Here is an 11,565-nt window from a genome sequence, read left to right on the forward strand (position 1 = left end):
GCCAACGCGTTCACCGTACAGGGAGAAGATTTTAGAGAAGGAGTTGCTGACCAGCGCTGGCAGACCTGCGCTGGCCACGGCGCGGATGGCGTAAGCATCTTCTTCCATGCCCGCGCCAAAGCCCTGGTAGGCAATGTCGAGGAACGGAATCAGGTCGCGGGCCTTCAGGACCTCAATCACCGCATCCCACTGGGCGTTGGTGAGATCCGCCCCGGTCGGGTTATGGCAGCATGGGTGCAGCAGCACAATGCTGCGCGCCGGCAGCGTGTTCAGTTTTTCCAGCAGCGCTTCAACGCGCACGCCGTTCGTTTCGCTGTCGAACCACGGATAGGTCGCCACTTTGAAACCTGCGCCCTCGAAGATCGCAACGTGGTTTTCCCACGTCGGGTCACTGACCCACACGCCTGAATCCGGGAAGTATTTTTTCAGGAAGTCTGCACCCACTTTCAGCGCACCCGAGCCGCCCAGCGTCTGGATGGTCGCCACGCGTTTTTGCGCGAGCACCGCGTGATCGGCACCGAATAACAGCGGAGCGATGGTGTTGCGGTAGGCTTTTAACCCTTCCATCGGCAGATAAAGAGAAGCACCGTGTGGAACAGCGTTCAGACGCGCTTCGGCTTCGGCAACGGCTTTTAATTGAGGAATGATGCCATCCTCGTTGTAATACAGACCGATGCTGAGGTTCACTTTGTCGCTGCGAGGATCTTCTTTGAAACGCTCCATTAAGGAGAGGATAGGGTCGCCGGCATAGGCGTCAACTTTCTGAAACACGCGATGGTTCTCCGGAATTCGATGAGGCAGGGATTTCAACAATAAACCGGAATATCACTCAACACCACCCCTGAAGATTATCCTGCGATCGGCATAGGTTTTTTGCGTCCTCTCGCCATGCCATTTACCCAATATTTTCCCCTTCTCGCTTTCCGTAATGTGGCTCCTGCGCAACCGCGCATTCACTGATTCAAGGAGTTCACATCATGGATTCACAATTTATTGGTTCAGTAATTAACGCCCTGCCGCTGGAACATATGATCGGCGGTCCGCTGCAGGCGATGATCAAAGCACAGGTCCAGGCGAGCAAGTCCTATACCGACTTCCTGCTCTCCGTCTGTATTAAAGACGGCAAAGCTGTCGCGATCGAGTTTGACTACGACGAAACCGTGGTAGACGAACAGGGGGTCAATAAAGGCAGCGTGACCCGCAAGATGAGTATTCCGCTCCTGGCGGCGGTCACCCACCCCATCATCTGCATCGAGGACGGCACCATCGACTTTGAGCTTGAAGTGAGCCAGAGCGAAGCCAGTTCCAGCAGCACCGAAGCGGAGGCTTCCGTGGAAGCATCCATCGGCTGGGGCGTTTTCAAAGCGAAAATGACCGGCAAGGTCTCCCACAAATCGGAGCAGACCCGTTCGACCGATACACGCGCGAAATATTCCATTCATACCCAGATTAAACGCCAGGAGCCACCTGAAGCTCTGCAGCGCGTGATTGATTACCTGACCAACGCCAAAACCAAGCCTGTCGCCGCGCAATAATCTTCCACGCCGCGACATACGTGCGATTCCGTAACGCAGGGGCTACCCGGGTAGCCCTTTTCCAGGAGCGAAATATGTCTTTTAAAAAATGGCTGCGCGGCGGCAAGGATGAGGAGCCGGAAAACAAGACGGGCAAAGAGGATGAAGGCACGCCGCCGACACAGGAAAACACGCCTCCAGCCGATATTCCCGGCGTGCCGATCTCGCTTGAAGATATCACGCGCGGGATGCAGTACGCGGCCACTGCGGCCAACGAACTGATTGCTCAGCAGTATATGAAGGCGCTGGATCCCTTTTTCGAACCCGCAGAAGACGGTTCGTTAATTCCACGCACGGTACAGCTGGCGCTGGATGAAAAGCACTACTTTGACCTGCCCTTAGTCGCGCTTTCGACACCGCGCGGGCTGATGCTGGAAAAGATGAAGGTCAACCTGACGATCCGCACGGAAGGCATGCAGGCGCCTTCCCGCCAGTCCGGTGAAAACGAATTTGGCCGCTTTCACGTCAGCCTTTCGCCTTCCAGCGATAACAAAGGCGGGCGTGACAGCCGCCACGTCGATGTAGAGATGCAATTTACCGCACTTGAGCCACCGGAAAGCGTCATGCGTTTGATTGACGAATACACCAACAAGGTGATTCCCCGCCCGAAAGCAGAGGAGACTCCGTAATGCAAAAACAACCAGAACGTACAGGTGACAGGGGCATTCAGCTTATTTGCCAGTTTGAAGGGCTGAGGCTGGAGCGTTATCGCGATGCCGTAGGTTTATGGACCATCGGCTACGGCCATTTGATCCTCAAAGAGGAGATGGAAAAGCTCACCAAAATTACCACCGGCGAAGCCAAAGATCTGCTGCGCAAAGATCTGAAACGCACCGAGGACGGCGTGAAAAAACTGCTGAACAACGCTTCGACACAGAACCAATTCGACGCGCTGGTTTCGTTCGCCTTCAACCTTGGCGTGGGCAATTTTAAGAAATCCACGCTGCTCAAAAAATTCAACGCAGGCGATATCCAGGGCGCCGCACTGCAGTTCAAAAGCTGGAATAAGGCAGGCGGTAAGGTTTTGACCGGGCTTACCCGACGCCGCGAGGCGGAAATGAAGCTATTTCTTAGTTAATTCAACAGGAAAATTACAATGAAACCACTATCCATAGTGAAAATGGCCGTACTGTCTGTTTCGTTATTCAACGTGTTACAGGCAACTGCCGCCATGCCAACCTGCGAAGAGGAAATAAAGGAAGCCAACGCCTTTTTATCTTCTCAGGGTATGGTGCCCGTCAATAACGTGACCGATCTGGCTACAACGCTTCGTCATATAAAAAATTTTGGGCGCCTGCCCGACCGCTATATTACCTCGGATGAGGCTAAACGCCTCGGCTGGTCGGGAAGTGAAAGCGAATCGCTTTGGGGTCTTAAACCCACCAATCAAAAATGGATCGGTGGCGATAAATACAGCCATCGCGCTCTTCCTGTCAGTCAGCCCTGGCTTAGCGCGGATGTCGATGTCGTGAAGGGGTATCGCTCTCCCAAGCGTCTGATTTACAGCCTGTCAGGGCAGCAGCGCTTTATTACGACCGATAAGTATCAGCATATTGTTGAGCTGGATCCCTGCCAATAATAAGCGCCCGTTACGATAATAAATCCCCTTTTCCGAGGGGATTTATCCTTGCAGAGGATGAACATATGTCTGACATCTATCTCCCGACCCTCATCAGTGAAGCCTTGCTGGCTTTTTCAGGTTTATTTGGCGGCGTCAGTATCTCGTTTTTCTGGCAACCGCAGCGATTGCACCAGCACAGCCGATTTATGGCAGGCATTATTTTTGGTGGAATCAGCATGGGCGCGGCCGTCGCATTAGGTGGATTAGCAGCCCGCTGGTTAAAGATAGACCTTAATCAGGCCGATATCACGCTTGGTTTAGGGTATATCCTCGGGGCAATGAGTAATGGCCTGATCGTCTGGCTGGCAAACTTTTTTCGCCGGCATGAACAACGCGATATTTTTGATGTTGCAAGCGTCATCAAAAGTAAAGTCAGACATGAATCACTTCCTCCGCCTGATTTAACCAACAACAAACCCGATGGAGAATAAATGCTTAATATAATGAATGGCTGGGTGCTTCCCTTTATTATCTTCGTCGACCTGATAACATCGCTGCTGATTTTGTTTGCCGCCTATAGCCGAAGAGTCCATGCCCTGCCGGTAATGTGTAAAATTGGCTTAGCCGCCCTCGCCTTTGGTTTTTTTGGTGAGAGCAGCTTAAACATGAAATTTATTCTTACCGGTGCTGATATACTGAGTGACAGCTTTCCATTCTGGCTATTGCAGGACTTCGGAACGCTGGTGGTGGTGATATATTATTTCAAATCTCAGTACCGTTAAAAAAACAAAGCGCAACAGAGGTCTGTCTGTTGCGCTTTTCACTTAACGCATTTTGACTGCAGCCCTTCGCTTTGCTGGAAATCGACTAATTAGACATATATTTAAAATAGAGCATTGCGGCCTGTGTCCGATTGTTGACCTGTAATCGGTGAAAGATGGATTCAAGATGTACTTTGACCGTACCTGCACTGATATTCAATTGCCGGCTGATCTGCTTATTTGTTCCTCCATTCGCCAGCAGCTTAAGAACTTCCTTCTGTCGACGACTCAGGGAGTAGATTGGCAAACCACCAGTGGGTTGTTCTCGCTGGACCACGGCTTGTTCCGGAAAACAGACCACTCCCGAGGAAACCATGCAAAGTATCTGGCTGATTTTCTCGGCAGGGAGATCCTTGGTAAAAATGCCCTTAATGCTTTGGCGGATGTAGAAGTTGAATATCTTATCCGTCGTTTTTCGTAACATCACCACGATCGGTAGCTCAGGCCAGTTTGTCATCAAATTAGTGATAAAATCACGGCACTTCATTTCACCATCCAGCAAAATAATGCCGACCAGCATAGAGGTTAAAATTGCGTGTGCATCTTCAAAATTGTTCGCTGCAAAAACAGTGCATTCCGGCATTACGCGTTCCAGCTCTGTTTTCATACCGTGAATGAAGATCGGTAACTCATCGATCATTAATATATTCATCGTAGCATAACCCCGTGTGAAATCTATTTTCTTAAGTTATTCAACCAACTTATTCCGAAATTAAGTATGCGTGCTATTACAAAACTGTAAAAACAGCATTCGGCATAAGGCAAACGTCATATACCCAAAGCAAAAGTTAAGCAGTACTACACATTAAACATAGCGATGTTTAATTAAGAACGATCTTATCGTTATCAAAAATAGCCTGGGCTTAATAGCATATTCCCCGAAAAATTGCTGACACATATTATTTAACTGCACGCGTGCCATCCACCTACATATTAATATTTCAATGAGGTCATTTATGACAATACTAACAGTGTATTTCTGTGGTACTGGATCTAATAAATTTGATGAGTCTCATGTTAATTACTGGAACGGCGAGCTCATCTCTTCTCTGGCAGCCAATAACAAGGGTAAAGAGTTCGCCGAATGGGTCATTCTTGATGGCCCGGGGAGCGGCAATCTACAAAGCGATGAGCTTTGGGTCAAAAGCGGAGAATATTCTCAGCTTCGCGCCCAGCTTCTGGGCAGCGGCTGGAATGAGAATGTTCAGCATGCGATTAATATTATCAAAGGCCACGTTGACTGGCAGCGTGAGAAGCTCACAAAAGAAAACTATGAGCAGCTTAAAAAGGCGGGCGTGCCGATTCAGGACGTTGAGGTTACCGGTTCCTTTTGGTGGCGCAAATATGACTATGGCGATCGTAAAGTGACACAGCAGGCGCTGCAGCAGCAAATCATCAAAACCTTCCGTCAGGGTCAGATCCTACCCACTCAGGTGAACCTTGTTGGGTGGAGCCGGGGCGGAATTAGCTGTCATATGCTTGCCAATGCAATGCTTGCCGATCCCCTTTTAACGACGATTCCGGTGAATATTTTTGTGGTCGATCCGGTTCCGGGTATGGGTAATTTCCAGGCGGACAAAGTCACTCTGGGCAGCAACGTTAAGGAGTATGTGGCTTTCTATGCCAGACATGAGCGATCAAAAGGTTTCTCGTGCGTCATTCCACAGACCGATAGCACGACAAAAGTCCATATTTATCCCATGTCTGGTCGCCACGCTACGCTGGTGGGGAATGCTTCGGCCAATGGGAATAGCGGGGAAAAAGTGGTCCATGAGCCCGGCACGATCGTGCGTCATTTTGCAGAAGTTTGTCTGCAAAGATGGGGCGTCAAGCTGGATAAAAAGCTCAATCTGGATGGAGTGCAGCTGCTGGAATTGCACCAGTCCATTCAGCGTAACGCTCCGCTATTCGCCGAGATGCAAAAAACGGTGTACACCATTTCGGAAAACGATGGAGGGGAGCGCTATGTCTCGCAGGGCAGCACTGGAAAACGTTTCTCGTCCATCCAGGGTTCGCGCTTCAGTCCGGAGTCAGGGCTCGCGTCGGATTATTTGACTAATCAGGCGATCTATAACGTGTTGAAATAAGAGTTACGCGTCCAACGGCAGCTTATGCCGTTGGACTACTCTATGCGAGTCTCAGTCGATGTACTTCATCACCACCCTTGACGTCAGGCGCGTGATAAGTTCGTAAGCACTCACTTTCGTAATTTCAGCAATGCGTTCAACGGGCAGACCTTCGCCCCACATCACGACATCGTCGCCGGGCTTATCCTGGGCTTCAGGCCCCAGATCGACACAAATCATGTCCATCGCCACGCGGCCAACAATCTTCACCTCGCGACCGTTGACCAGAACCGGCGTGCCCGAAGGCGCGGCGCGCGGATAGCCGTCACCATAGCCCATCGCCACCACGCCGAGACGGGTATCACGCTCGCTGGTCCAGGTACCGCCGTAGCCCACCGGCTCGCCCGCTTTATGGTCACGCACGGCAATCAGGTTAGAGACCAGCGACATGACCGGCTGGAAGCCAAAGTCCGGCCCCCAGGGTTTGTTCTCCAGCGGCGACACGCCGTAGAGAATAATGCCCGGTCGCGCCCAGTCGAAATGCGACTGCGGCCACAGCAGAATACCGCCGGATGCCGCAATCGAGCGCATACCCGGCTTGCCTTCGCAGAAGGTGTTAAAGATATCTAGCTGCCGCTCGGTCGCTCCGCACTCGGGCTCATCGGCGCGGGCGAAGTGGCTGACGATATTCACCGGCTGGCGCACGTTTTTGCACCGGCATAAACGCTGATAAAACGCTTCCGCGCTTTCCGGACGCACGCCCAGACGGTGCATGCCCGTGTCGAGCTTCATCCAGACGGTCACCGGCTCGCTCAGTTCGGCGGTTTCGAGTGCGGTTAGCTGTTCTTCGTTATGTACCGCCGTGTGCAGATGCTGGTCAGCAATGGTCGGCAGATCGCTGGCTTCGAAAAATCCTTCGAGGAGCAGTATGGGTTGAGTAATACCGCCCGCGCGCAGGCGGAGGGCTTCTTCAAGACGGGCGACGCCAAAGGCGTCGGCATCGGGGAGCGTTCGCGCGGTCTCAAGAAGACCGTGTCCGTAAGCGTTCGCTTTCACGACTGCAACGAGCTTGCTGGCAGGCGCCAGTTCACGCAGACGTTGCAGGTTGTGTCGCAGAGCGCGGCGGTTAATAACAACAGTTGCCGCTTGCATTTGAATTCCTTAGAAATTACTCATCATCATATTGAGGACCGGCATAGTTGTCGAAACGCGACCACTGTCCGTTAAAGGTCAGACGCACCGTCCCGATTGGGCCGTTACGTTGTTTACCAATAATAATTTCGGCGATCCCTTTCAGGTCGCTGTTCTCGTGATAAACCTCATCACGGTAGATGAACATGATTAAGTCGGCATCCTGCTCGATGGAGCCGGACTCACGCAGGTCAGAGTTGACCGGGCGCTTGTCGGCGCGTTGTTCCAGAGAGCGGTTCAGCTGCGACAGCGCGACTACCGGTACGTGCAGCTCTTTGGCTAGCGCCTTGAGCGAGCGGGAAATCTCCGCAATTTCAAGCGTACGGTTGTCGGAAAGCGACGGGACGCGCATCAGCTGAAGGTAGTCGATCATGATGAGACCGATGCCACCGTGTTCGCGGGCGATACGGCGCGCGCGGGAGCGCACTTCCGTCGGCGTCAGGCCGGACGAGTCATCGATATAGATGTTACGTTTTTCCAGCAGAATGCCCATGGTGCCGGAGATGCGCGCCCAGTCTTCATCATCGAGCTGGCCGGTACGAATGCGGGTCTGATCCACGCGCGACAGCGACGCCAGAGAACGCATCATAATCTGCTCGGAGGGCATCTCAAGGCTGAAGATAAGTACCGGCTTATCCTGCAACATCGCCGCGTTTTCGACGAGGTTCATCGCAAAGGTAGTTTTACCCATCGACGGACGCGCGGCGACGATAATCAAATCCGACGGCTGCAGGCCGGCGGTTTTCTTGTTCAAATCGTCATAGCCGGTGTTTACCCCGGTCACACCGTCGTGCGGCTGCTGGAACAGCTGTTCAATACGGGCAACGGTGGCGTCGAGGACATCGGCGATGTTTTTTGGGCCTTCGTCTTTATTGGCGCGGCTTTCGGCGATTTTAAAGACACGGGATTCAGCGAGGTCGAGCAGGTCTTCGCTGGTGCGCCCCTGCGGATCAAAACCGGCCTCGGCGATCTCATTCGCCACCGAGATCATCTCGCGAACGACGGCTCGTTCGCGCACGATATCGGCATAAGCGCTGATGTTCGCCGCACTAGGCGTGTTTTTTGACAGTTCCGCCAGATAGGCAAACCCGCCGCAGCTGTCGAGCTGGCCAAGACGCTCCAGCGATTCCGCGAGCGTGATCAGGTCGATCGGACTGCCCGATTCCTGCAGGCGCGCCATTTCAGTAAAGATGTGGCGGTGCGGGCGGGTGTAGAAATCTTCCGCTACGACGCGCTCGGCGACGTCGTCCCAGCGCTCGTTATCCAGCATTAAACCGCCCAACACCGACTGTTCCGCTTCAATCGAGTGCGGCGGGACCTTTAACCCTGCGACCTGGAAATCACGCTCGCGAGGTTCAGTCTGTTTGTTGAAGGGTTTGTTTCCTGCCATAGTGAATGGAGTTACCGAGATAAAGAGTGGGTCGAAAGATTACCATATTTTTCTTACGGAGGGAGCATGGCAACGCGCATTGAATTCCAGAAACACGGTGGGCCAGACGTACTCAAAGCGGTGGAGTTTACCCCCACCGCGCCTGGCGAAAACGAAGTGCAGGTTGAAAACAAAGCCATAGGCATAAACTACATCGACACCTATATTCGCGGCGGTCTCTACCCGCCGCCGTCAATGCCGAGCGGCCTGGGCACCGAGGCGGCCGGTGTCGTCGTCAAAGTGGGCAGCGCGGTTAAGCATATTAAAGAGGGCGACCGCGTAGTGTACGCGCAGTCTGCGCTGGGCGCTTACAGCTCCATTCACAACGTTCCGGCGGATAAAGCCGCCCTGCTGCCTAACGCTATCTCTTTTGAGCAGGCGGCGGCCTCGTTCCTGAAAGGTCTGACGGTTTATTACCTGCTGCGCAAAACATATGAAATTAAGCCCGACGAGCAGTTCCTGTTCCATGCCGCAGCGGGTGGCGTCGGGCTCATCGCCTGTCAGTGGGCAAAGGCACTGGGCGCGAAGCTGATCGGCACCGTCGGAAATGCACAAAAAGCGCAGCGCGCGCTGCAGGCGGGCGCCTGGCAGGTGATTAACTATCGTGAAGAGAGCATTGTTGAGCGGCTGAAGGAGATCACCAGCGGCAAAAAAGTGCGCGTGGTGTATGACTCGGTGGGGAAAGACACGTGGGAAGCGTCGCTGGACTGTCTGCAGCGCCGTGGTCTGATGGTCAGCTTCGGCAATTCGTCAGGCGCGGTAACCGGCGTTAACCTCGGTATTCTGAATCAGAAAGGTTCGCTGTATGTGACTCGCCCTTCCCTGCAAGGATACATCACCAACCGGGAAGAACTTGAGGAAGCCAGCAACGAGCTGTTCTCGCTGATCGCCAGCGGCGTCATCAAAGTGGATGTGGCAGAGGCGCAGAAATTCGCGCTGACCGATGCGCAGCGCGCGCATGAGGTGCTGGAGAGCCGGGCGACGCAGGGGTCGAGCTTGTTGATTCCCTGAGTCCCAAAAAGAAATTGGGCTTCCCGCGGGAAGCCCTTTCTTTTTTTAGTTCGGCTGTATGTAGGGTACAGCTCGATGAATTCTTTAACGGCAGTCATAGTGACAGATTCGATAACTAAATCCTATTCTGTTCTAAGCCATGCCGCCGGAAAAGTTACAAGTATGTGACGAACCCCTCAATACCTTAGTAACGGAAGCGGTTATTGCGCTGATAACTGGGCACTTTTGGCGCTTTAATCGCCCGAATCACCCACACAACCGCAATGGCCAGCAGTAGCCACGGCAGCAGTTTGATCGTCAGCGCAAACAGTCCGCCAATAAACATGACCACCGTCGCCACCACGATAGCCGCCAGAATGCCGAGCAGCGAAACGCCTGTCGCTAACAGCATGACAAAAAAGCCAATCACAAAAAGTAGTTCCAGCATGGTGCTCTCCCACGAGTTCCCGAGTAATGCAGTAAGCATTACAAGAATCATGCCAGCATTAACCTGTTGTTATTAAAGCAAAACGCCCCGCGAACGTTCGCAGGGCGTGGTGAATTTGACGAACTTTTAGCGAAAGTTATCGCTTGTCTGCCACCAGTCGCAGCGCATGTTCCAGCACCTCAATATCGGCTCCGGCTTTATGCGCATTCTCGCTCAGGTAGCGGCGCCACTGGCGCGCGCCCGGAATACCCTGGAACAGGCCAAGCATATGGCGGGTGATATGGCCGAGATACGTGCCATTGCTCAACTCGCGCTCAATGTAAGGGTACATCGCACGCACGACGGCAATCGGATCGGTGTCCGCACCTTCGATGCCAAAGATTTCGCGATCGACCGTCGCCAGAATGCCCGGGTTCTGATACGCCTCGCGCCCGACCATCACGCCATCCACATGTTCCAGATGCGCTTTGGCCTCTTCCAGCGACTTGATGCCACCGTTGATGGACATCGTCAGGTGCGGGAAGTCACGCTTCAGTTGATATACGCGCGGATAGTCCAGCGGCGGGATCTCACGGTTCTCTTTCGGGCTGAGGCCGGAGAGCCAGGCTTTTCGCGCGTGGATGATAAACATCTCGCATTCGCCTTTCCCGGATACCGTGCTGATAAAGTCGCACAGGAACTCGTAGCTGTCCTGGTCGTCAATGCCGATACGGGTTTTGACCGTGACCGGAATGGAGACCACATCGCGCATCGCCTTGATACAGTCCGCTACCAGTTGCGCATTCCCCATCAGACAGGCGCCAAACATACCGTTTTGCACGCGGTCGGACGGGCAGCCAACGTTAAGGTTGATCTCGTCGTAGCCGCGTTCTTCTGCCAGCTTCGCGCACTGCGCCAGCGCGGCCGGATCGCTGCCGCCCAGCTGCAGGGCAACCGGATGCTCTTCTTCGCTATAGGCCAGATAGTCGCCCTTCCCGTGAATGATTGCGCCCGTGGTCACCATTTCGGTGTACAGCAGCGTATGGCGGGAGAGCTGGCGCAGGAAGTAGCGGCAGTGTCTGTCCGTCCAGTCGAGCATCGGCGCAATGGAGAAACGGTGTGCAGGGAAAGCGGTCTGTAATTCTGACGACATGGCGAAGTTTTAAGCATCTGGTGGAAAAGGGGCGCTACTATAGCACAAAGAAAAGCCGGAGGCGCAGCGCCTCCGGTGGACTTTAGAACGTCATGCTCAACTGAGCCCCGGCGCCCCAGGTTTCGTCCTCGCCGTACAGGCCCATCAGGTCAACATGAACGGTGCTGAACGGTGCGAAACCGACACCACCGGTAAAGACGTTGCTGTCGTTACCCTTCACGTCCGCGCGATAACCCGCACGCACCGCCAGCCAGCTGAGCGGCGTAACCTCGGCACCGACGCCAATGTACTGCGACGTATCTTCGCTCTTGAAGCCTTTGGTTTCGGTTAAATCGCCATCGGCGGTCAGCGGC

Annotated in this window: 13 protein-coding genes and 2 pseudogenes; 8 read left to right on the forward strand and 7 right to left on the reverse strand. The window is 53.7% G+C overall.

Annotated features, from left to right (window positions below; all coding sequences use genetic code 11):
- Positions 1-771, reverse strand: a pseudogene (gene tyrB, locus DEO48_RS21390) (aromatic amino acid transaminase); the annotation flags it as partial.
- A 206-nt stretch (positions 772-977) separates the two neighbouring features.
- On the opposite strand from tyrB, the gene DEO48_RS21395 reads away from it, so the two are divergent.
- The 6 genes from DEO48_RS21395 (at position 978) to DEO48_RS21420 (ending at position 3,917) form a co-directional block, all read left to right on the forward strand.
- Positions 978-1,535, forward strand: coding sequence for a DUF2589 domain-containing protein (locus DEO48_RS21395; RefSeq protein ID WP_063408997.1), 558 nt, complete (start codon positions 978-980; stop codon positions 1,533-1,535).
- A 74-nt stretch (positions 1,536-1,609) separates the two neighbouring features.
- Positions 1,610-2,203, forward strand: a complete 594-nt coding sequence (locus DEO48_RS21400) for a DUF2589 domain-containing protein (RefSeq protein ID WP_109846230.1) — start codon at positions 1,610-1,612, stop codon at positions 2,201-2,203.
- Positions 2,203-2,652, forward strand: coding sequence for a lysozyme (locus DEO48_RS21405; RefSeq protein ID WP_109846231.1), 450 nt, complete (start codon positions 2,203-2,205; stop codon positions 2,650-2,652). Before DEO48_RS21400 ends, DEO48_RS21405 begins: the two co-directional genes overlap by 1 nt.
- A gap of 18 nt (positions 2,653-2,670) precedes the next feature.
- Positions 2,671-3,153, forward strand: a complete 483-nt coding sequence (locus tag DEO48_RS21410) for a ribonuclease domain-containing protein (protein WP_109846232.1) — start codon at positions 2,671-2,673, stop codon at positions 3,151-3,153.
- Positions 3,154-3,218: 65 nt separating this feature from the next.
- The gene (locus DEO48_RS21415) at positions 3,219-3,626 is read left to right on the forward strand and encodes a hypothetical protein (RefSeq protein ID WP_109846233.1); all 408 of its coding nucleotides are present in this window, start codon (positions 3,219-3,221) and stop codon (positions 3,624-3,626) included.
- Positions 3,627-3,917: a hypothetical protein gene (locus DEO48_RS21420; RefSeq protein ID WP_032662594.1), complete on the forward strand. Its 291-nt coding sequence runs from the start codon at positions 3,627-3,629 to the stop codon at positions 3,915-3,917.
- 85 nt (positions 3,918-4,002) lie between these two features.
- On the opposite strand, the gene DEO48_RS26985 is transcribed toward DEO48_RS21420, so the two are convergent.
- Positions 4,003-4,596, reverse strand: coding sequence for a response regulator transcription factor (locus DEO48_RS26985; RefSeq protein ID WP_258306138.1), 594 nt, complete (start codon positions 4,594-4,596; stop codon positions 4,003-4,005).
- A gap of 316 nt (positions 4,597-4,912) precedes the next feature.
- Here DEO48_RS26985 and DEO48_RS21430 point away from each other — a divergent pair, with 316 nt between their 5' ends.
- On the forward strand, positions 4,913-6,043 hold the full coding sequence (locus DEO48_RS21430) for a hypothetical protein (protein ID WP_109846235.1): 1,131 nt from the start codon (positions 4,913-4,915) through the stop codon (positions 6,041-6,043).
- Positions 6,044-6,094: 51 nt separating this feature from the next.
- Here the strand turns inward: DEO48_RS21430 and alr are convergent, their stop codons facing one another.
- The gene (gene alr / locus DEO48_RS21435; RefSeq protein WP_109846236.1) at positions 6,095-7,174 is read right to left on the reverse strand and encodes an alanine racemase; all 1,080 of its coding nucleotides are present in this window, start codon (positions 7,172-7,174) and stop codon (positions 6,095-6,097) included.
- A gap of 16 nt (positions 7,175-7,190) precedes the next feature.
- Complete coding sequence (gene dnaB, locus DEO48_RS21440) at positions 7,191-8,603, reverse strand: replicative DNA helicase (RefSeq protein WP_023310046.1); 1,413 nt, start codon at positions 8,601-8,603, stop codon at positions 7,191-7,193.
- Between the two features lie 66 nt (positions 8,604-8,669).
- Between dnaB and DEO48_RS21445 the strand changes: the two genes are divergently transcribed.
- Positions 8,670-9,653: a quinone oxidoreductase gene (locus DEO48_RS21445; protein ID WP_109846237.1), complete on the forward strand. Its 984-nt coding sequence runs from the start codon at positions 8,670-8,672 to the stop codon at positions 9,651-9,653.
- A 184-nt stretch (positions 9,654-9,837) separates the two neighbouring features.
- On the opposite strand, the gene pspG is transcribed toward DEO48_RS21445, so the two are convergent.
- The 3 genes and pseudogenes from pspG to DEO48_RS21460 form a co-directional block, all read right to left on the reverse strand.
- The gene (gene pspG, locus DEO48_RS21450) at positions 9,838-10,080 is read right to left on the reverse strand and encodes an envelope stress response protein PspG (RefSeq protein ID WP_023310044.1); all 243 of its coding nucleotides are present in this window, start codon (positions 10,078-10,080) and stop codon (positions 9,838-9,840) included.
- 136 nt (positions 10,081-10,216) lie between these two features.
- The gene (gene dusA / locus DEO48_RS21455; RefSeq protein ID WP_109846238.1) at positions 10,217-11,212 is read right to left on the reverse strand and encodes a tRNA dihydrouridine(20/20a) synthase DusA; all 996 of its coding nucleotides are present in this window, start codon (positions 11,210-11,212) and stop codon (positions 10,217-10,219) included.
- Positions 11,213-11,294: 82 nt separating this feature from the next.
- Positions 11,295-11,565 (reverse strand): annotated as a pseudogene (locus DEO48_RS21460) (conjugal transfer protein); the annotation flags it as partial.

Origin of the sequence: Enterobacter sp. CGMCC 5087 (assembly GCF_003144775.1) — a bacterium.
Taxonomy (GTDB): Bacteria; Pseudomonadota; Gammaproteobacteria; order Enterobacterales; family Enterobacteriaceae; genus Enterobacter; species Enterobacter cloacae_M.